The sequence below is a fragment of the Mammaliicoccus sp. C-M13 genome (assembly GCF_022386845.1).
GTDB classification, from domain to species: domain Bacteria; phylum Bacillota; class Bacilli; order Staphylococcales; family Staphylococcaceae; genus Mammaliicoccus; species Mammaliicoccus lentus.
Genome location: NZ_JAJNHQ010000001.1, coordinates 205289 through 226315, shown reverse-complemented (window position 1 = coordinate 226315; position 21027 = coordinate 205289). Strand labels below are relative to the sequence as shown.

Sequence of the window (21027 nt, the reverse complement as noted above, 5' to 3'; positions counted from 1 at the left end):
TTTTCATAATAGTTAATTATTTTTTAATTAATGATTCACCAGTCATATCTTCTGGTTGTTCTACTCCTAGTAAGTCAATAAGTGTTGGTGCTAAATCTGCTAGTCTGCCATCACTTCTTACTTCTACCCCTTCTTTAGTTACAATAACAGGAACAGGGTTTGTTGTATGTGTAGTCATTGGTGATTCAGTATCTGTTAATACTTCATCAGAGTTACCATGGTCAGCTGTTATAATTGCCGTACCATTCATAGATAATATTTTATCTACTACTTCACCTAGACATTCATCTACTGCTTCGATAGCTTTAATAGTTGGCTCAAGCATTCCACTATGACCAACCATATCCGGGTTAGCAAAGTTTAAAATGATTAAATCTAAATCACCTTTATCTAATTCACCGATTAAAGCATCTTTAACTTCGTAAGCACTCATTTCAGGTTTTAAATCATATGTTGCTACTTTTGGTGAGTCAATTAGCACACGACGTTCACCGTTAAATTCAGCATGTGAACCACCACTCATAAAGTAAGTTACATGTGGGAATTTTTCAGTTTCAGCAATTCGTAATTGATTTAAATTGTTCTTCTCAGCAACTTCACCGATTGTATTTTTAATATCAACTGGTTTGAAAGCTACTTCAGCAAACACATCATCACTATAATTTGTGAACGTTACGAAATATAAATCTTCTAGTTTACGTTTGATTTCGAAACCTTCGAATTTCTCGTTAGTGTAAACTTGGCTTAATTGTGCTGCTCTATCGGGACGGAAGTTGAAGAATATCATTGCGTCATGACTGTTAACGCCATTATTTTCAACGCCTTTTTCTTCATCTTTCACGATAAATGGCACAACAAATTCGTCTGTAAGTCCATCTTTATAGTTTGCCTCAACACCTTCAACAGCTGTTGGGTAAACAGGACCTTCACCATTAGACATTGCATTATATGCTTTTTCTTCACGATCCCAACGATTATCTCTGTCCATTGCATAGTAACGACCAGAAATAGAAGCAAATTGTCCAATGCCTATTTCTTCGAATTTATTTTCAGTTTCTTCGATATATCTGATAGCTGATTTTTGATCAACATCACGACCGTCTAAGAATCCATGAACATAAACTTTTTTAACACCTTGCTTTTTAGCTAATTCTAGTAAAGCAAATAGATGTTTGTAGTGACTGTGAACACCACCGTCTGATAATAATCCCATTAAATGTAATGTTGAATCATTTTTTACGACATGTTGCATTGCTTCTTTTAATGCTTCAATTTCAAAGAAATCGCCGTCTTCTATAGACTTATTAATACGAGTTAAACTCTGGTAAACAACTCTGCCGGCACCAATATTTAAGTGACCTACTTCAGAGTTACCCATTTGACCTTCTGGTAGTCCAACATCTAGACCACAAGCTGATAATTCGTTATGTGGATATTTATTGTAATATCTATCAAAGTTTGGTTTGTTGGCTTGTTTAACCGCATTACCATGTTCTTCTTCACGGTTTGCAAATCCATCAAGTATGATAAGTGCTGTTGGTTGTTTAGCCATTACTTTGCACCTTCTAATAGTGCTACAAATGAATCAACTTTTAATGAAGCGCCGCCAACTAATGCGCCATCGATATCTGATTGAGCCATATATTCTTTAATGTTTTCAGGTTTAACACTACCACCATATTGAACACGAAGTGCATCTGCTGCTTCTTGTGAGTATGCATTTGCTACAACTTTACGAACATGTGCACACATTTGGTTAGCATCTTCTGAAGTTGAAGATTTACCAGTACCAATAGCCCAGATAGGTTCATAAGCTATAACTGTTGATTTAACTTGTTCTTCAGTGAATCCTTTAAGAGCAGCTTCAACTTGGTCGCCTACTACTGATTCAGCTTTGTCTGCTTCTCTTTCATCTAAAGTTTCACCTACACAAATAATTGGTGTCATATTATGAGAAAATACAGCTAATGCTTTTTTGTTAACATCTTCATCTGTTTCACCAAAGTATTCACGACGTTCAGAGTGTCCAAGGACAACATATTTTACGCCTAAATCTTCTAATGCTGCTGGAGAAGTTTCACCAGTGAACGCACCACTGTCTTCAAAGTGAGCATTTTGAGCACCGATTTGTAATCCTTCTGCTACGCCTTCTTTTGTTAAATTAACAAGTGCATCTAATTGTAAAGTTGGTGCACAAATTACTGAATCAACTTCGTTTGTATCAGGTAAAGCTGGAAGTTCATTAACAAAGTCTTTTGCTTCTTGAACTGTTTTGTTCATTTTCCAGTTACCTGCGATAATTGGTTTTCTCATGATATATTAACTCCTTTTATAATTATTTTTCTGAAATAGCTTCGATACCTGGTAATTCTTTGCCTTCTAGATATTCTAGTGAAGCACCGCCACCAGTTGAAATGTGTGAAAAGTCATCAGCAAATCCTAAGTCCATTGCCGCTGCAGCAGAATCTCCGCCACCGATAATAGTAGTTGCATCTTTTAAGTTTGCGATAGCTTCACATACACCGATTGTACCTTTAGCAAAGTTATTGAATTCAAATACGCCCATTGGACCGTTCCAAACAACAGTGTTAGCCCCTTCTAGAGCTTCAGTAAATAATTCTACTGTCTTAGGACCAATATCCATTGCTTCTTGATCAGATGGGATTTCATCTATAGAAACTTCAGTGATTTTTGCATCATTTGAAAATTCTTTTGCTACTTTACAATCTACTGGAAGGATAATTTTATCTCCTGCACGATTTAGTAATTCTTTAGCAAAATCAATTTTATCTTCTTCTAATAATGATAATCCAATTTCTTTACCTTGTGCTTTAAAGAATGTATATGCCATTCCACCACCGATAATAACTTTATCAGCGATATTTAATAAGTTTTCAATTACGCCAATCTTATCTGAAACTTTAGCACCACCTAAAATAGCTACTAAAGGACGTTCTGGGTTATTTACAACGCCACCGATAAATTTAATTTCTTTATCCATTAAGAATCCTGATGCTGTTTCAACATTAGATGCGATGCCAACGTTAGATGCATGTTCACGGTGTGCTGTACCAAATGCATCATTAATAAATACATCACCTAAAGAAGCCCAGTACTTACCTAATTCAGGATCATTTTTAGATTCTTTCTTGCCATCTACATCTTCGAAACGTGTGTTTTCAAATAATAACACGCCGCCTTCAGATAAATCATTGATAGCATTTTCTAGTTTTTCGCCACGAGTTTCAGGAACAAATGTTACTTTTTCATTTAATAATTCGCTTAAGCGTTCTGCTACTGGTTTAAGTGATAATTCTTTTTTATCTTCTTCTGTTTTCACTTTACCTAAATGTGAGAATAAAATAACTTTACCGCCTTGTTCGGCAATATATTTTATAGTAGGAAGCGCTTGAACGATTCTGTTGTCATTTGTAATTGCTCCGTCTTTCATTGGTACATTAAAATCTGCTCTTACAAGTACCTTTTTACCTTTTAAGTCAATATCTTTAACATTCTTTTTTGCCATGACTAGTCTTCCTCCTCTGAATAATAGAAAATGCTTAACGATTAAAAATAAGCGGAGAAGCGTTGTGCTCCCCGCTTACTCATAAGCATAACCTATTTAGTTCATTTAATTAAATTATTTGTTAGCTTCTGCAGCTAAATATTCTAAAGTACGAACTAATTGTGAAGTGTAAGACATTTCGTTGTCATACCAAGCAACAGTTTTAACTAATTGACGGTCTCCAACTGTCATTACACGAGTTTGAGTTGCGTCGAATAATGAACCGTAAGTGATGCCAATAACATCAGAAGAAACGATTTCGTCTTCAGTGTATCCGAATGAATCATTTGTAGCATTTTTCATTGCTTCGTTGATTTCTTCTATAGATACTTCTTTATCTAATACTGCTGTTAATTCAGTTACTGAACCAGTTGCTACTGGAACACGTTGAGCTGATCCATCTAATTTACCTTTTAATTCTGGGATAACTAAGCCAATTGCTTTAGCTGCACCAGTTGAGTTAGGTACGATGTTTTCAGCTGCTGCACGAGCACGACGGAAGTCACCTTTAGCATGTGGAGCATCTAGTGTATTTTGGTCACCAGTATAAGCATGAATTGTCATCATTAATCCTTCAACGATACCGAATTCATCATTTAATACTTTAGCCATTGGAGCTAAACAGTTAGTAGTACAAGATGCACCAGATACGATTTCTTCTGAACCGTCTAATTCATCATGGTTAACATTGTATACGATTGTTTTCAAGTCGCCTGAAGCTGGAGCTGAAATTAATACTTTTTTAGCACCTGCGTCGATGTGAGCATGAGCTTTTTCTTTATCAGCGAAGAAACCAGTACATTCTAATACTACATCGATGTCTAAGTCTCCCCAAGGTAATTCTTTAGGGTTAGGATTTTCGAAAGTTTTGATTTCTTTACCGTTTACACGGAATCCGCCTTCAATTACTTCTACTTCATCTTTGAAACGACCTTGTGTAGAATCGTATTTTAATAAATGAGCTAACATAGCGTCATCTGTTAAATCGTTGATTGCTACTACTTCGATATTTTCTACTTCTTGTAATCTTCTAAATGCTAAACGACCTATTCTACCAAATCCATTAATTGCTACTTTAGTTGCCATTATGATGGCCTCCTTTAAATTTGTTATTTGAAAAAGGCTATTAACCTTTTATTCCGCATTGATTATTGCTTTTGCAGCACTTTCATCAGTTACCAAAATGGTATTCTTCGGTGCAATTTCAAGATATGCTTTAATCGCATCTGCTTTCGATGCACCGCCCGCTACTGCAAAAATATTTGTTTTTGTCGCTAAATCTTCTAGTTGCAAGCCAATCGTTTTGACACGATGTACGACCTCGCCTTTGGCATTAAAATAATAACCAAAAGCTTCTCCGACTGCATGATGATGTTTCAATTGACTTAAGACTTCATCTGAAGACTTTCTTCTTTCAGCCATTTTCAGCGCATCACCAATCCCGTGAATAATAAAATCCGAGCGACGAATTGCATCCAGAACCTCTATAACAGCTGGTTCTTTCAGCAAAGTCTCATATGAACTTTCGCTTACTTGGTCTGGAACATACAAGACCTTATACGACCCACCAGTTCTATTTGCCATGCTTGCACAAATCGTATTAGCTTGAAATACTACATTTTCTCCCAAGCCGCCACGAGCTGGTGTGAACAAAATGTCTTTATCTAATGGATGTAATGACTCACTAACTTTAGCCATCGTCGACCCACCAGTTACTGAAACAGATGCTTTATCATATAAAGACTGTTCAAGTAATTCTCCCGTTACATTTCCCATCTCCGCCTTAACTGTTTCATCTTTATCAGAGTTTCCTCTTACGATATGAACTTTAACGCCATATTGATTGAAAATCTCATCTTCTAAGTGATTGAAACTTGAATATAATGTGAGGTAATGAGATAACGATGCTAACGTGTGCTCGCCAGTCTCAGTTAGTTTCATACCTGTAGATTGAACGCGGATTAAATCTTGCTGTTTTAAAATTTCTATCTCTGTTCTCAATACCCGTTCAGTAATATTCATAACATCACTTAATGTTCTTCTGCCAATAGGTTGCTTCTTCTCAATCGTTGATAAAATATTAAAACGTCGATACATCTTGTCAATTAGGTCAGGCACAAGTCTATGTTGTATCTTTAACAAATCTTCCATAAACATGTCCCTCCTCACAAATTAACAGATGGGCAATTTCTAACCTGGGTTAGACATTTTTCGTCCCATGTGGGTCAAAAAAATAATATCTGTTTACAGTTATTATAATACACCCACTGCAAACTGATTGCAAGTAAAAGCAATTTGATTTAGCTTAAATTTTCTACTTCTTCTAATAATGTTACGAAATCAATATTTCCTTCTTGAAGTATTTTATCTTGATACATGACAATTGGAATTCTAAGCATGTATTCATTCAATAAATAATCATTATCTTCTATATGTATTGTTTCAATATTAACAGGCTTTTCAAAAGTTTCTTTGAAAAATTCTAGTTGATATTTCGCATCTTCACACAAACCACAATTTCGTCCGATGTAAAATTTAATGTTCATGTTCTCATCCTTTAGTTAAAATAGCCTCCCCGGGACGAATTGAACGCCCATTTCAAGAACCGGAATCTTGCGTGTTATCCATTACACTACGGAGAGTTAATTCTTAATTGTTTATTTATAATGCCTTAACATCTTCATTATATAATAAAGTTATCAATTATAGGGAGTGATTATAATGACTTACAGCCAAGCAGAAAACATTATTAAAAAAAGATGCGAATATTTTAATATGGATGTCACGCTTATACATTGCACTCAGCTTATTGATTACGGAAACTATTATATCATTTATGCAACCATTGACAATAATTGTCGCAAATTTCCTGTGTATAAATCAGCTATTTAAGTTATAATATTCATCAGTAGGTCATATATTTTGACCATGTTTGACTTTGTGTTGTATGATATGGTCATTAACATATTCAAAGGAGGATTAACTGATGAATTTAATACCAACAGTTATAGAAACAACAAACCGCGGTGAACGCGCTTATGATATTTACTCACGTTTATTGAAAGACCGCATTATTATGTTAGGTTCTGCTATCGACGATAACGTAGCGAACTCAATCGTATCACAATTATTATTCTTACAAGCTCAAGACTCTGAAAAAGACATATATCTTTACATTAACTCACCTGGTGGTAGTGTAACAGCTGGCTTTGCTATCTATGATACAATCCAACACATCAAACCAGACGTACAAACTATTTGTATAGGTATGGCAGCTTCAATGGGATCATTCCTATTAGCAGCTGGTGCAAAAGGTAAACGTTTTGCTCTACCTAACAGTGAAGTAATGATTCACCAACCACTTGGTGGTGCACAAGGACAAGCAACTGAAATTGAAATCGCTGCTCGTCATATCTTACGCACACGTGAAAAATTAAACAACATCTTATCTGAAAGAACAGGTCAACCAATTGATAAAATTGAAAGAGATACTGACCGTGATAACTTCTTAACAGCTGATGAAGCTAAAGATTATGGTTTAATCGACGATGTTATGCATCCTGAAGATATAAAATAATTTTTTAATAAAAAAACGCCTTTCCAATTTATTTTGGAAAGGCGTTTTTATTATATACTTAATTAATTGTTTCGCCGCTTCTTATTTTATCTGCCATTTCATTTAATTTACGTAACCTATGATTAATACCTGATTTAGAAATTTTACCTGTACTTACCATTTCTCCAAGTTCTTTAATAGAAACATCTTGGTTATCAATCCTTAATCTTGCCACTTCTCTTAAACGATCCGGTAAATTGTCTATTCCAATCTCTTTATCGATTAATTGAATACTCTCTACTTGTTTCATCGCTGCACTTACGGTTTTATTTAAATTTGCTGTTTCACAATTTACAAGTCTATTCACTGAATTACGCATATCTCTAATAATTCGAACATCTTCAAATTTAAGCAACGCTTGATACCCGCCTATTAAACTTAAGAAATCCGAGATTTTTTCTGCTTCTTTTAAATAACTAATGTAACCTTTTTTACGCTCTAACTGTTTAGAATTTAATTCATACTGATTCATTAAAGCTGTTAAATCTGCTGAATGCTCCTCATATAATGAAAATATTTCTAAATGATATGATGAAGTTTCCGGGTTGTTTACTGACCCGCCCGCTAAAAATGCACCTCGCAAATAGCTTCTTTTACAAATATCATTTTTTAAAATACTTTTATCAATTTCTTGTTTAAACATACCGTCTTGCAGTATACCAAGTTCATCTAGTATTTCTTTTGCTTTAACTTTAATTCTACTAATATATATATTGTTTTTCTTGAGTTTCATTTTCTTTCTTACTAATAATTCAACTTCTACACCGAAGCATTTTTTTATTAGTGAAAATATACGTCGTGCTATGGCTGCGTTTTCTGTTTGAACATTTATAACAAATTGTTGATTAGAAATGCTTAAGTTTCCATTCATTCTAATCAAAGCTGAAAGTTCTGCTTTTGCACAATCATCGTCAACTTCTATTCGCGTTAATTCATTTTTCATTTCTGAAGCAAAGCTCACAGCAGATCACCCTTTCTTATTTATACACATAAAAATAATGATATGCCGAAAGACATATCATACGTTTCATTTCTACTATATATTACATGGAACAGCCGGGCGTATCAAGTTATTCATCTTAAGTTTTATTTTTTTGCTGTTTCTTTGATAATACCAAACAAAATCATAGTCACGCCTATAATTAAAAAGATAACCCCTAAAGATTGATGAACAACTAACCCTGTTAACAATAAAATACATCCAATAAGTACCATCAAAATTTGTACTCGTTTCATAACTACCACCCCATTTTGTAACCCCTTACAAATACACTTTTATTCTACTTCAATTTTTAAAAGAAGCATAGTAATAACATTATAAATATTATTACTATGCTTCTCTAATTTATTTATCTTTTTTGTATTGAATCGTACTAATTTCTTGAAGAACAACTTCATATATAATACGTGCAAGCACTTTATTATTATGCCTAATATATTGATGTGGTGTAATACTCACAAGGTTTTTATCATGAATACATTGAACGCCCATCTCTTTTAATTTGTCATGATCAAAATCTACTTGTTTTGCATCTTCTTCTTCATATCTCAATAAAATTTCTTTATTAAAACGTTCATTCTGACAAATTACAAAATCTATAAACGACGCTCCTACGTGATCGTGAATTGCTTTAACATGATCACTCACGCTATATCCAGTTGTTTCACCTTTTTGTGTCATAAGATTACATACATATAATCTTTCAGCTTCCGTATTAATAATCGCGTCTCTCATCTTGTTTAATATTAAATTTGGTAAAATGCTGGTATACAACGAACCAGGTCCCATAACAATTAAGTCTGCTTCTTCTATTGCTTGTATTGCTTCAGGCATTGGTTCAATGTCTTCAGGTGTTAAATATACTTCTTCTATCTTTTTAGATTTTTTAGGTATATTCGATTCACCGACAACAACTTCTCCATCAGACATAACCGCATTAAGCACAATACTTTTAGTTGTAGATGGTATAACTTGTCCTTTAATATTTAAAATTTTACTTAATTCTTTTACGGCATGTCCGAAATCATCCGTTATGTTAGTCATTGCTGCTAATAATAGATTTCCTATTGAATGACCACCCAATTTTTCCTCTTCAAAACGATATTGGAATAATTTTTCAAGCATTGGTTCTGTATCACTTAATGCTGCTAACACATTTCTAATATCACCAGGTGCAGGTATATCCATCACATCACGGATTTTACCTGTACTACCACCGTCATCAGCAACTGTAACAATGGCAGTTATATCAATTGGATAATCTTTCAGTCCTCTTGCTAATACTGAAAGACCTGTTCCGCCTCCAATTAGGACAACTTTAATTTTTTTCATTTTTTATTCTACTTTCGATATGTGCATCGCGATGTGACGTATACACAACATAATCAAAATTATCTTTAATATCTTCACCTAGTCTTTTAGCAAGTGCTACAGAGCGGTGTTGACCACCTGTACAACCAATTGCAATTGTTAATTGTGATTTACCTTCTTTTTTATATCCTGGTAACATAAACATCATTAAATCACTAAACTTCTTATAAAAAGTCGAAGTCTCTTTCCATTTCATTACATATTGGTATACTTCATCGTCTAACCCAGTTAATGGCCTTAATTCGTCTACATAATATGGATTAGGTAAAAATCTTACATCAAATACAATATCTGCATCTATAGGCATACCATGTTTAAAACCAAAGCTCAACACCCTTACTTCGAATGTTGAAGAAGGATCTTTTTCGAAAGTTTCAATTAATTCTTGTTTTAATGATTTTGGTTTCATTTCTGTAGTATCAATCACAAAATTACTAATACCTTTAATGTCACTTAGCAACACTCTTTCTTGCTCAATAGCTGCTAACAAGCTTCCTTTTTCACTAAGTGGATGTGTTCTTCTCGTTTCTTTATATCTTGAAATTAACCTTTTATCGTTAGCTTCTAAAAATAGTATATCCACAATAACCTTTTTTTCACTTTGTATATAATCTAATTCTTCTCTTAAGTTATTAAAAAAATCTCTTCCTCTTAAATCAATTCCGATTGCTACTTTTGATAAGGAAGGATTACCTTGATCCATCAAATCTACGAATTTTTGTAATAGGATTGGTGGTAAGTTATCTACGCAAAAATATCCTAAATCTTCTAACGCCTGTAATGCTACTGATTTACCTGCACCAGACATACCTGTAACGACTATTAATTCATTCTTCACATTGCTCTTGTCGACAAGTTTCATAACTATTCTCCTTTGACTATCAAATATACCTTTATATTACATCATAACATCATAAAATACATTAAATATATGAAGCTATCGATATTTATTAAAAGAGCGGAACAGAAATTATATTTTTTTAAAAATTTTGTAGTCCCGTCCCAACTAGGATTACTATGATAAAAAATTGTTCTAAGCTCATTTTCAGTCCAGTCAGCTACTCCCTATGTAATGAAACAGTCCGAGACATTTATATATGTCCCGGACTGTTTATAAATTTCATTAAATTAATTGTTCTTCGTCTTCTAGTGTTTCAATATAAGCTTGAGCATTTTGAGCTGCTATACTACCATCACCTGTTGCTGTAACGATTTGACGTAATGTTTTTTCACGTACATCTCCTGCAGCGTATACACCAGGTACGTTCGTTTCCATATCATCATTTGTTTCAATATAGCCATTTTCATTTAAAATACCTAATGATTCAAATGGTTTAGTTAATGGTTTCATACCGATGTAAATAAATACACCATCAGCTTCATGTTCTACTTCAGAACCGTCTTCAGTTGATACTAATGTTACTGAACCAACTTTTCCATCTTTTTCATTAATAGATTTCAATGTTGAATTCCAAATGAAGTCCATTTTTTCATTTTTAAATGCACGATTTTGAATGATTTTTTGAGCTCTTAATTCATCTCTTCTGTGTACAACTGTTACTTTGTCTGCAAATTTAGTTAAGAACATGCCTTCTTCTACAGCAGAATCTCCTCCACCAATAACGTAAATATTTTTACCTTTAAAGAATGCACCATCACAAACTGCACAGTAACTTACACCACGGCCACCTAATTCTTGTTCACCAGGCACACCAATTTTCTTATATTCTGCACCTGTCGCAATGATAATTGCATGTGCAGTTAGTGTTTTATCTCCCATGTTAACAACTTTATAATGACCTTTATCTTCTATATCTTTTATATCACCATATTCATATTTAGCACCAAATTTTTGCGCGTGTGTAAACATTTTAGTTGATAAATCTGGTCCAGTTATTAAATCAAAACCAGGGAAGTTCTCTACATCTTCTGTATTTGCCATTTGTCCACCTGGCATACCACGTTCTATCATCACAGTTGATAAATTAGCTCTTGAAGCATATACTGCTGCTGTCATACCAGCTGGACCTGCCCCAACAATAATTACATCATAATCTACTTGTGTAGTCATTTATAAACTGCCTCCTCTTATTAATTCAGTAGAATTGTACAACAATCATTCACATAAGCAAACTTATATGCTCACTAATGCTTTTATCGCTTTATTTAAGCGATAAGCTGTTATGTTAAATGAATTTTGTATCTCTTTTTTAGTTATTTTTTTATTTAATGTCTTTAAATAAATATAAATCGACGCGGCAACATAGTGTGTTGCTTCTTCAATATTTTCATGTTCTGCAATCAACATTTCAGCATGTTCTATCCATGACACGAATAATTCTTTACCATAATGTTGATATTCAGATTGTTCTATTAATCTCATACCTTCATCAATAAAACCTAGTTTATTAAGATGTAAATCTTGAAAGATATACGTAATATATAGTCGTTCATAATCAGGTAAATTCTCTAAAACTTCCCAAGTTTCATGGGACATGACTAATTCTTTATTCTTCATATGCCCCAATAAGAATATTCCATATAAACGATATCTATAATCTTCATCTTTTAATAAAGGTAACACTTGCTTATCTAGCATATCTTTAAGGTCGTCAATTTTCCATGGAGGTAATTGACTATGGTATTGTACACTACCTTCAAACTTTAGCCAATGACGTTTAGCCTCTTCCAAATAACCTAAATGATAAAAATTATAACTTAAGGCATGATGTAATTGTGGTGTACTCGCCTGAGGTTTCTTTAAAAGTGGCACTAACAATTGGTTTGAAGATTTATGCTTACCTAAATAACTTAACACTACACCCAATTTAAATGACTCTTCGTCATTAATAGGATGTAGCTTACTTAATTGTTTTAAATAATGGTTAAATCTATCCATTTGTTCAGTGTTATATAAGAGTAATGTCATATGGCAAAGTGCATAAATATCTGAGGGGTCCTCATCTAAGATTGTTTGTAATAATGCTTCTGCTTCTTCATATTTACTGTTATACAGCAACGCCATCGCTTTTAAATTCATGATATGCACATCTTCTTGCATAGTTAAACGCTGTCGTTCAAGGTAGTGATATGCTTCATCTAAACGACCATTACCAAATAAATATTGAAAGATATGCTGAATTACATATCTTTCTGCTTCTTCTTCAACTACTGTTTGATCATCATATTTCACTTCGAACATTTGTATCATTTCATCAAAATAATCTTGGTCATCTTCCTCTGTTACATACCTTAAACCGAATAAAAATGCCTTGTTCGGTTCATTTGATTTTATGAACATCTGACTTAAATAAAAATAATAATCTGTTACAAAATTGCCCTTAGCTATTTGATCATACATTAGTTCTTCAGCTTTTGTATTTTGATTAAGCTCTACAAGACATTCAGCGTATGGCGGAATAATAACAAAATCATCAGGCGATAGTTCAAGTGCTTTTTTAAATAAAGACTCAGCATATATATAATCTTGTTCTCTCATTTTTTCCATAGCCTTATGGTAATAGAAGTCTTTATCAAACCTAACATGTATAATATTCGAATTGTCTCCCAATGATTTATTCACCGCCTCTTCTTAAGTTGCATTGGATTGCCAAATGCCATCATATCCTCAGGAACATCTTTCGAAACGATAGTTCCGCTAGCTACAATAGCATTATTTCCAATGTTAACGCCAGCTAAAATCGTCGCATTTGCTCCGATTAACACATTATCTCCAATGTTAACGCGACCAACCCTATATTCTTCTACTAAATACTCGTGGCATAATATTGTCGCATTATATCCTATTACACAGTTACTACCTAGTGTAATAAGTTCCGGGTATAAAATATCTGGCGTTGCTTTAAATGCAAAAGCAGTTTCCCTTCCTACTTTCATTTTTAAAGCTTTTCGATATAACCAATGTTTCCATTTAAGACTTGGTAAATATCTACTAATTTCAATGATAATAACATTTTTACATACTTTTATAAAACGTATTGTTTGATACATTTTCCATAATGGATTCGCACCAGAAACTTTCTTTATTTTTAATGCTCTCAAAATTAACACTTCTTTCAATTCGAGTTATGGTAATAACCTTTAACTTCTCTGAATTTAGGTAAATCATAACGTATCCTTCTATATAATATAAAGATGATTGATGCAATAATAATGACAATAGATATTACTTGAGCAATTCTTAAATATTCAGTAAGCATTAAACTATCTGTTCTTAATCCTTCTATAAAGTATCGACCAATAGAGTAATAAATTAAATATGCAAAGAATGTTTCGCCAATTTTTAAATGTGGTCTTATTAATAATAAAATAATAAATCCAATGATATTCCATATCGATTCATACAGGAATGTCGGTTGATAAAATACACCGTCAATTTGCATTTGGTTAATGATAAAATCAGGTATATGTATGTTTTCCAAGAAGCTTCTTGAAACAGGTCCACCGTGTGCTTCTTGATTGATAAAATTACCCCATCTCCCAATGGCTTGCGCTAAAATAATACCTGGCGCCACAATATCGACCATTTGGAAGAAGGATAAGTTTTTCACTCGACATAATATTGCCCCAGTTAAAAATGCACCAATTAATCCACCGTGTATAGCAATTCCACCGTTCATAATTAAAGGTATCTCTGCTAAGTGTTGACTATAATATTCCCATTCAAATGCAACATAATATATTCTCGCACAAATGATGGCCATAACCACACACCAAATGATTAAATCAATTAACGTTTCTTCTTTAATTCCTACCTTTTTAGCCGTGCTTTGTGCCATAAGATAACCAATTAATATACCAGATGCGATTATGATTCCATACCACCTAATTGAAAGTGGTCCTAATTGAATTGCGACTGGATCTATCCCTAGCACTTCCATCATTCTTTCTCCTTACTAGCGTTTTTTAATATTTCAGCATTTAGACGATTATTAAATTCTTCTGCCGTATTAATACCCATATTGTTTAGACGATAGTTCATCGCTGCCACTTCAATAATGACAGCTAAGTTTCTACCAGGTCGAACAGGTATTGTTTTCTTAGTAATTTTAGAATCGAGTATTTTTAATGTTTCTTCATTTAATCCTACACGATCATAAATTTTTTCTTTGTGCCATGTCTCTAAATTGATATTTAATTTAATACGTTTTTCCATCAAAATCGAACCGGCTCCAAATAATGTCATTACGTTAATGATACCTAAACCTCTTATTTCTAATAAATGTTCAATGATTTTCGGTGCTTTACCGATTAATTCATTCTTATTAATTTCTTTTATCTCTACGTTATCATCCGCTACAAGACGATGACCTCTTTTTACAAGTTCTAATGCTGTTTCACTCTTACCAACACCACTATCGCCAGTAATAAGAACACCAACACCATAAACGTCAACAAGTACACCGTGCAACGAAGTTTCAGGCGCTAATTCTCTTTCTAAATAGCTTGTCACTTGTCCCATCAATTTTGTAGTTGATGATTCGCTGATAAGTAGTGGCGTATTCTCTCTATTACAGCTTTCTTTTAATTCTTCAGGCGCTTCTAGTCCACGCGTTATAATAATAGCTGGTGTTTCCGGTCTACATAATTTAGCCATGCGTCCTTCTTTTTCTTCATCCGGCAACAAATTATAAAATGATAATTCTGTCGTACCTAATACTTGAATTCTGTCTGAAGAATAATGTGAAAAATACCCTGCCATCTCGAGCCCAGGTCTTGATAAATCAGTTTCAGTTACTTTGCGATGGAGTCCAGCCTTACCAGCAATGACTTCCATGTTAAATTGTTCTATTAATTTACTACTCGTAATCATAGGTTCACCTCTAGGTTAATATATGTTAATTCTAATGAACTTTAGTGATAACTGCAATCATTATAAATATACGAAAAGTGACAATAAAGCAAAAACTAGAAGATTAAAGTTCGTTATTTTAAATTATTTGACTTTAAATATAGAAATGTTGCACGTGACACTTCTCTAGCAACTTTAGAGACTCGTAAATTTCTATATGACCAGAATTTATATTATTTCTAATAAAAAAGAGACTAGGACATAAATACATGTCCCAGTCTCTCATTATAAAGGCAGTAGCTGACTAGGTGGGACTACGAAATCTTTTTATTAAACTGAGATTTCTGTCCCGCTCCCAAACGTAACTTTCTAAGCTACTTATAAATTATTATTTTGATCGTTGTTATTATTATCGTTATTCTCGTTGTTCCCTTTGTTAAATGAACGGATAATTGTTCTTAATGATTCGTCTAATTGTTGTACTGGATCCACATCGCTGTTTTCTCTATTTTGAAATTGTTTATCAAATTCAGTTTTACCGTTTTTAGCTGTTGATTTTACTTTTTCAAATAAATCTTCAAATAATGTTTCTACATTTTCTCTAGATTTACTTGTGAATGCTGTTGATTTTTGACCATTATTTGAAGTAGCTTCTAATAGTTTCACCGCTTCATCTACATTAATATGGTCTTTCTCGATTAATTCTAAAATCTTTAACTGTACTTCGTTCATACTTTCGCCTCCCGTTTTATGCTCGATCTCTTTCTAAGATCGGCTTTAAATATTTACCAGTATATGATGCATCTACTTCTACTATATCTTCTGGTGTTCCTGTTGCGATGATTTCTCCACCGCCATCTCCACCTTCTGGACCTAAATCAACGATATAGTCTGCTGTTTTAATGACATCTAAATTATGTTCTATAATAATGACAGAGTCACCATTTTCTACAAGTCTGTTTAATACACTTAGCAAGCGTTTTATATCATCAACGTGTAAACCAGTTGTTGGTTCGTCAAGAATATATAACGACTTACCGTTAGAACGTCTGTGCAGTTCAGATGCCAGCTTCACACGTTGAGCTTCACCACCGGATAAAGTTGTAGCAGGTTGACCGAGTTTAATATAACCTAGGCCAACATCAACAAGTGTTTTAAGCTTTCTATTTATCTTTGGCAAGCTTTCAAAGAAATGATACGCATCTTCTACAGTCATTTCTAATACGTCAGAAATATTTTTTCCTTTATATGTTACTTCTAACGTTTCTCTATTATACCTTTTTCCATCACAAACTTCACATGGTACGTATACATCAGGTAAGAAATGCATTTCAATTTTGATAATTCCATCGCCTTTACATGCTTCACAACGGCCACCTTTAACGTTAAAACTAAATCTACCTTTTTGATAACCTCTTACTTTAGCTTCATTCGTTTGACTAAATACATCGCGAATATCATCGAATACACCTGTATATGTCGCCGGGTTAGATCTTGGTGTTCTACCTATTGGTGATTGATCTATATCAATAATTTTTTCTATTTCATTAACACCTTTAATAGATTTGTGTGCACCAGGTCTTGTTTTTGTATTATAAAGTTGTTTTTGAAGTCCTTTGTATAATACTTCGTTAACTAATGAACTTTTGCCGGAACCAGAAACACCCGTTACACAAGTCAATACTGATAATGGAAAATCTACATCTACATTCTTCAAATTGTTACTCGTTGCACCTTTTACAGAAATTTTGCGTTTCGTTATTTTTCTTCTCTTAGCCGGCACGACAACTTTTTCTTTACCACTTAAATATTGACCAGTTAAAGAATCTTCATTAGCCATGACTTCTTCTGGTGTACCACTCGCAACTATTTCACCGCCATGAACACCAGCTTTAGGCCCTATATCTACTAGGTAATCTGCTGCTTTCATCGTATCTTCGTCATGTTCCACAACAATTAAAGTGTTGCCCATATCTCTCATAGATTTCAAAGTATTAATTAATCGGTCATTATCACGTTGGTGTAGTCCTATAGAAGGCTCATCAAGAACATAAAGTACACCTGATAACCTTGAACCAATTTGCGTTGCTAATCTTATACGTTGCGCTTCACCACCAGATAAAGTACCTGATGATCTGTTTAATGTTAAATATTCTAAACCAACATCATTTAAGAATGTTAGTCTTTCGTGTATTTCTTTCAAAATTAGCTTAGCAATTTGACGTTCAGTTTCATCAAGCGTTAAATTATCGAAGTGTTTTAACGAATCACTTATAGAATATCTTACAACTTCACCTATATGTTGACCGTCTACTTTAACACATAAAGCTTTTTCATTTAATCGATAACCATTACATGTTTCACATGTTTTTTCGACCATGTATTTTTGCATAACTTCTCTTACATATTCAGATGGCGAATCATGGTATCTTCTTTCGATGTTATTCAACACACCTTCAAAAGCCATCGTTCTTGTACGTTTTGCTTTTGTACCATAATCTTGATTAAATTCAAATTTAATTTCATCATCATGACCACGTAAAATGATATTTTTTTCTTTTTTAGTTAAATCTTTAAATGGTTTATCCATATCTATTTTAAAATGCTCACATGTTTGTTCTAATAACGTTGGATAATAATTAGAACTAATAGGTTGCCATGGTAATATAGCGCCATCTTTAAGGCTTAAAGTTTTGTCTGGAACAACTAAATCTATATCAACTGTTAATTTACTGCCTAAACCATCACACGATGGACAAGCACCAAATGGACTGTTAAATGAGAACATTCTAGGTTCTAAATGATCAACAGAGAATCCGCAAATTGGACATGCATGGTGCTCTGAAAACTTAATTTCATCACCATCAATAACGTCAGCAATTGCAGTACCATCAGCTAATTCTAAAGCAGTCTCTAATGAATCAGCTAGACGTGCTTCTATGCCATCTTTAACGACTAAGCGGTCTATTACGACATGAATTGTATGATTTTGATTTTTATTTAATTCTGGTACATCGTCCACGTCTAAAATTTGGCCGTCAACTTTCAATCTTGCATAACCTTTTTTAGCAATATCGTCGATTAATTTCTTATGTGAACCTTTTCTTCCAGAAATTATTGGGGATAGAATTTGAATTTTAGTTCTTTCTTCTAACTCCATTACTTGATCGACCATTTGCTGCACGGTTTGAGATTTTATTTCTATACCATGGTTTGGACATATCGGTCTTCCTACTCTTGCATATAGTAATCTTAAATAATCATAAATTTCAGTTACCGTTGCAACAGTAGAACGCGGATTTTTACTCGTTGTTTTTTGGTCAATCGAAATAGCTGGTGACAGCCCTTCAATTAAATCAACGTCCGGCTTATCCATTTGTCCTAAAAATTGTCTTGCGTAAGCACTTAAAGATTCTACATATCTTCTTTGTCCTTCAGCATAAATAGTATCAAAAGCTAATGAAGATTTACCTGACCCAGATAAACCTGTCATCACTATTAATTGATCTTTAGGTATTTCAATATCTACATTTTTCAAGTTATGTGCTCTCGCACCCTTTACGATGATGGATTTATTTTTCATCTCAGTCACCTTTCTGCTTTTAATTCAAACAATATGTCTCTTAATTCAGATGCACGTTCGAAGTCTAAATCTTTCGCAGCATCTTTCATTTCGTTCTCTACGCGCTCAATTGTTTTCTCTCTTTCTTTCTTCGTGAGTTTCTTAGGTGCTTTTTTCTTGTCTTGTTCGTTAACTTCATCTGTTTCAACTGTAGCAGATATGACATCGCGTATTTTCTTATTAATTGTTTGTGGCGTAATATTATATTTTTCGTTATATGCTTCTTGTGTTTCTCTACGTCTATTTGTTTCATCAATAGCTGTTCTCATAGAATCAGTAATTTTGTCAGCATACATAATGACTTTACCTTTATCGTTACGTGCAGCACGACCTGCTGTTTGGATGAGTGACCGTTCTGATCTTAAGAAACCTTCTTTATCAGCATCTAAAATTGTAACAAGCGACACTTCAGGGATATCTAAACCTTCTCTTAGTAAGTTAATACCCACTAACACATCATAAACACCCATTCTTAAGTCTCTAATAATTTCAATTCTTTCGAGTGTTTTAATTTCAGAATGTAAGTAGTTTACTTTGACTCCTGCTTCTTTTAAATAAGTTGTTAAATCTTCACTCATTTTTTTCGTAAGCGTTGTGATAAGAACACGCTCATTTTGTTCAACACGTTCGTTTATTTCTGACATTAAATCATCGATTTGATTTTTACTAGGTCTTACTTCTATGATTGGATCTAACAAACCAGTTGGTCGTATAATTTGTTCAACCATTTCATCTGTATGCTCAATTTCAAATGGACCAGGCGTAGCTGAAACATACACAAGTTGTTTCGTTTTCTCTTCAAATTCTTCAAATTTAAGAGGCCTATTATCTAAAGCACTTGGCAGTCTAAAGCCATGTTCAACAAGTACATTCTTTCTAGCTTGGTCACCATTATACATACCTCTAATTTGTGGTAATGTAACATGAGATTCATCAACCATAACTAACCAATCATCACCAAAATAATCTAATAATGTATATGGAGTAGAGCCTTTAGGACGTAACGTTAAGTGAACTGAGTAGTTCTCAATCCCTGAACAAAATCCCATTTCTCTCATCATTTCTAAATCATAGTTTGTTCTTTGTTCTAAACGTTGTGCTTCTAATAATTTATTTTCTTTACGCAATTCTTCTAAACGTTCTTTTAATTCTTGTTCAATTCGTTCAATTGCAACTTTCATTTTTTCTTCACGTGTTACGAAGTGGGAAGCTGGATAAAATAGGAAATGTTCTCTTTCTGCTATAACTTCTCCAGTTAAATAATTCACTTCTCTAATTCTATCTATTTCATCACCAAAAAATTCGACTCTTACACATAGCTCATCACGAGATGCTGGGAATATTTCAACAACATCCCCTCTAACTCTAAATGTACCACGTCTAAAATCGATATCATTTCTAGCATATTGGTTATCTACTAATTTTCTTAATAATTCATTTCTTTCCATTTCCATGCCCTTACGTACACTCACTACTAAATCCTTATATTCTTCTGGATTTCCTAAACCGTAAATACAACTCACACTCGCAATAACAATAACGTCATTACGTTCAAACAATGAACTTGTAGCTGAATGGCGCAATTTATCTATTTCATCATTGATAGATGCATCTTTTTCTATGAAAGTATCTGTTTGAGGCACATATGCTTCAGGTTGATAATAGTCATAATAACTTACAAAGTATTCAACACGATTTTCAGGGAAAAACTCTTTAAATTCACTATATAATTGCCCGGCTAACGTTTTATTATGAGCAATAATCAATGTCGGTTTACCAACTTCTTTAATTACATTACTCATCGTAAATGTCTTACCAGTACCAGTAGCACCTAATAATGTTTGGTGTCTTTTACCGTCTTTAATACCCTTTACAAGAGATTTAATTGCTTCAGGTTGATCGCCTTGCGGAGAGTATTCAGAATGTATTTCAAAAGGAATATGTTGCATAGTAACCTCCTAATTTTCTCAAATATATAAATATATTTTAACAAATTTTTGTAAAAATAACCAAACATTTGTTCGTTCTAAGTTTATAAAAA

General features: G+C 33.4%; 19 protein-coding genes. 1 reads left to right on the top strand and 18 read right to left on the bottom strand.

Annotated features, from left to right (window positions below):
- Positions 1-16: 16 nt before the first annotated feature.
- The 6 genes from gpmI to LQ615_RS01105 all read right to left on the bottom strand — a co-directional run bounded on the left by gpmI (position 17) and on the right by LQ615_RS01105 (position 6111).
- Entirely contained in the window at positions 17-1552 is a 1536-nt protein-coding gene (gene gpmI, locus LQ615_RS01130) for a 2,3-bisphosphoglycerate-independent phosphoglycerate mutase (RefSeq protein ID WP_064204481.1), read from the bottom strand.
- On the bottom strand, positions 1552-2313 hold the full coding sequence (gene tpiA, locus LQ615_RS01125) for a triose-phosphate isomerase (RefSeq protein WP_017000776.1): 762 nt from the start codon (positions 2311-2313) through the stop codon (positions 1552-1554). The genes gpmI and tpiA overlap by 1 nt, the downstream gene beginning before the upstream one ends.
- A gap of 22 nt (positions 2314-2335) precedes the next feature.
- Positions 2336-3526 carry a phosphoglycerate kinase gene (locus LQ615_RS01120; RefSeq protein ID WP_064204482.1) on the bottom strand — a complete coding sequence of 397 codons (1191 nt, stop codon included), beginning with the start codon at positions 3524-3526 and terminating at the stop codon, positions 2336-2338.
- Between the two features lie 114 nt (positions 3527-3640).
- Entirely contained in the window at positions 3641-4651 is a 1011-nt protein-coding gene (gap, locus tag LQ615_RS01115; RefSeq protein WP_064204483.1) for a type I glyceraldehyde-3-phosphate dehydrogenase, read from the bottom strand.
- Positions 4652-4699: 48 nt separating this feature from the next.
- Positions 4700-5716 carry a sugar-binding transcriptional regulator gene (locus tag LQ615_RS01110; protein WP_017000779.1) on the bottom strand — a complete coding sequence of 339 codons (1017 nt, stop codon included), beginning with the start codon at positions 5714-5716 and terminating at the stop codon, positions 4700-4702.
- Positions 5717-5865: 149 nt separating this feature from the next.
- Positions 5866-6111 carry a glutaredoxin family protein gene (locus LQ615_RS01105; protein WP_064204484.1) on the bottom strand — a complete coding sequence of 82 codons (246 nt, stop codon included), beginning with the start codon at positions 6109-6111 and terminating at the stop codon, positions 5866-5868.
- A gap of 440 nt (positions 6112-6551) precedes the next feature.
- Here LQ615_RS01105 and clpP point away from each other — a divergent pair, with 440 nt between their 5' ends.
- Positions 6552-7142 carry an ATP-dependent Clp endopeptidase proteolytic subunit ClpP gene (gene clpP / locus LQ615_RS01100; protein ID WP_017000781.1) on the top strand — a complete coding sequence of 197 codons (591 nt, stop codon included), beginning with the start codon at positions 6552-6554 and terminating at the stop codon, positions 7140-7142.
- A 58-nt stretch (positions 7143-7200) separates the two neighbouring features.
- On the opposite strand, the gene whiA is transcribed toward clpP, so the two are convergent.
- The 12 genes from whiA to uvrB all read right to left on the bottom strand — a co-directional run bounded on the left by whiA (position 7201) and on the right by uvrB (position 20935).
- Entirely contained in the window at positions 7201-8142 is a 942-nt protein-coding gene (whiA, locus tag LQ615_RS01095) for a DNA-binding protein WhiA (RefSeq protein WP_017000782.1), read from the bottom strand.
- A 125-nt stretch (positions 8143-8267) separates the two neighbouring features.
- Positions 8268-8417, bottom strand: coding sequence for a hypothetical protein (locus LQ615_RS01090; protein ID WP_017000783.1), 150 nt, complete (start codon positions 8415-8417; stop codon positions 8268-8270).
- 109 nt (positions 8418-8526) lie between these two features.
- Positions 8527-9513, bottom strand: a complete 987-nt coding sequence (locus tag LQ615_RS01085; RefSeq protein WP_064204485.1) for a gluconeogenesis factor YvcK family protein — start codon at positions 9511-9513, stop codon at positions 8527-8529.
- Positions 9500-10414 carry an RNase adapter RapZ gene (gene rapZ / locus LQ615_RS01080; protein WP_103268608.1) on the bottom strand — a complete coding sequence of 305 codons (915 nt, stop codon included), beginning with the start codon at positions 10412-10414 and terminating at the stop codon, positions 9500-9502. Before rapZ ends, LQ615_RS01085 begins: the two co-directional genes overlap by 14 nt.
- A gap of 261 nt (positions 10415-10675) precedes the next feature.
- Complete coding sequence (trxB, locus tag LQ615_RS01075) at positions 10676-11623, bottom strand: thioredoxin-disulfide reductase (RefSeq protein ID WP_064204487.1); 948 nt, start codon at positions 11621-11623, stop codon at positions 10676-10678.
- 63 nt (positions 11624-11686) lie between these two features.
- Positions 11687-13135, bottom strand: coding sequence for a tetratricopeptide repeat protein (locus LQ615_RS01070; RefSeq protein ID WP_239703773.1), 1449 nt, complete (start codon positions 13133-13135; stop codon positions 11687-11689).
- Positions 13132-13614, bottom strand: a complete 483-nt coding sequence (locus LQ615_RS01065) for an acyltransferase (protein ID WP_017000788.1) — start codon at positions 13612-13614, stop codon at positions 13132-13134. The genes LQ615_RS01070 and LQ615_RS01065 overlap by 4 nt, the downstream gene beginning before the upstream one ends.
- 14 nt (positions 13615-13628) lie before the next feature.
- Positions 13629-14456, bottom strand: a complete 828-nt coding sequence (gene lgt / locus LQ615_RS01060; protein ID WP_103268609.1) for a prolipoprotein diacylglyceryl transferase — start codon at positions 14454-14456, stop codon at positions 13629-13631.
- Complete coding sequence (gene hprK / locus LQ615_RS01055) at positions 14453-15385, bottom strand: HPr(Ser) kinase/phosphatase (RefSeq protein ID WP_017000790.1); 933 nt, start codon at positions 15383-15385, stop codon at positions 14453-14455. The genes lgt and hprK overlap by 4 nt, the downstream gene beginning before the upstream one ends.
- Positions 15386-15742: 357 nt before the next feature.
- Positions 15743-16096: a hypothetical protein gene (locus LQ615_RS01050; RefSeq protein ID WP_064204491.1), complete on the bottom strand. Its 354-nt coding sequence runs from the start codon at positions 16094-16096 to the stop codon at positions 15743-15745.
- Positions 16097-16112: 16 nt separating this feature from the next.
- Positions 16113-18947 (bottom strand): excinuclease ABC subunit UvrA, encoded by a 2835-nt coding sequence (gene uvrA / locus LQ615_RS01045; RefSeq protein WP_017000792.1) that lies wholly within the window; start codon positions 18945-18947, stop codon positions 16113-16115.
- A 5-nt stretch (positions 18948-18952) separates the two neighbouring features.
- Positions 18953-20935, bottom strand: coding sequence for an excinuclease ABC subunit UvrB (gene uvrB, locus LQ615_RS01040; RefSeq protein ID WP_017000793.1), 1983 nt, complete (start codon positions 20933-20935; stop codon positions 18953-18955).
- Positions 20936-21027: the final 92 nt, after the last annotated feature.

What these genes read in the sequence shown, in the direction of transcription:
- clpP (WP_017000781.1), top strand. Translation starts at nt 6,552, where the DNA reads ATGAATTTAATACCAACAGTTATAGAAACAACAAACCGCGGTGAACGC.
- rapZ (WP_103268608.1), bottom strand. Translation starts at nt 10,414, where the DNA reads ATGAAACTTGTCGACAAGAGCAATGTGAAGAATGAATTAATAGTCGTT.
- LQ615_RS01085 (WP_064204485.1), bottom strand. Translation starts at nt 9,513, where the DNA reads ATGAAAAAAATTAAAGTTGTCCTAATTGGAGGCGGAACAGGTCTTTCA.
- hprK (WP_017000790.1), bottom strand. Translation starts at nt 15,385, where the DNA reads ATGATTACGAGTAGTAAATTAATAGAACAATTTAACATGGAAGTCATT.
- gpmI (WP_064204481.1), bottom strand. Translation starts at nt 1,552, where the DNA reads ATGGCTAAACAACCAACAGCACTTATCATACTTGATGGATTTGCAAAC.
- lgt (WP_103268609.1), bottom strand. Translation starts at nt 14,456, where the DNA reads ATGATGGAAGTGCTAGGGATAGATCCAGTCGCAATTCAATTAGGACCA.
- LQ615_RS01120 (WP_064204482.1), bottom strand. Translation starts at nt 3,526, where the DNA reads ATGGCAAAAAAGAATGTTAAAGATATTGACTTAAAAGGTAAAAAGGTA.
- LQ615_RS01090 (WP_017000783.1), bottom strand. Translation starts at nt 8,417, where the DNA reads ATGAAACGAGTACAAATTTTGATGGTACTTATTGGATGTATTTTATTG.
- gap (WP_064204483.1), bottom strand. Translation starts at nt 4,651, where the DNA reads ATGGCAACTAAAGTAGCAATTAATGGATTTGGTAGAATAGGTCGTTTA.
- tpiA (WP_017000776.1), bottom strand. Translation starts at nt 2,313, where the DNA reads ATGAGAAAACCAATTATCGCAGGTAACTGGAAAATGAACAAAACAGTT.
- trxB (WP_064204487.1), bottom strand. Translation starts at nt 11,623, where the DNA reads ATGACTACACAAGTAGATTATGATGTAATTATTGTTGGGGCAGGTCCA.
- LQ615_RS01105 (WP_064204484.1), bottom strand. Translation starts at nt 6,111, where the DNA reads ATGAACATTAAATTTTACATCGGACGAAATTGTGGTTTGTGTGAAGAT.
- uvrB (WP_017000793.1), bottom strand. Translation starts at nt 20,935, where the DNA reads ATGCAACATATTCCTTTTGAAATACATTCTGAATACTCTCCGCAAGGC.
- LQ615_RS01110 (WP_017000779.1), bottom strand. Translation starts at nt 5,716, where the DNA reads ATGGAAGATTTGTTAAAGATACAACATAGACTTGTGCCTGACCTAATT.
- uvrA (WP_017000792.1), bottom strand. Translation starts at nt 18,947, where the DNA reads ATGAAAAATAAATCCATCATCGTAAAGGGTGCGAGAGCACATAACTTG.
- LQ615_RS01050 (WP_064204491.1), bottom strand. Translation starts at nt 16,096, where the DNA reads ATGAACGAAGTACAGTTAAAGATTTTAGAATTAATCGAGAAAGACCAT.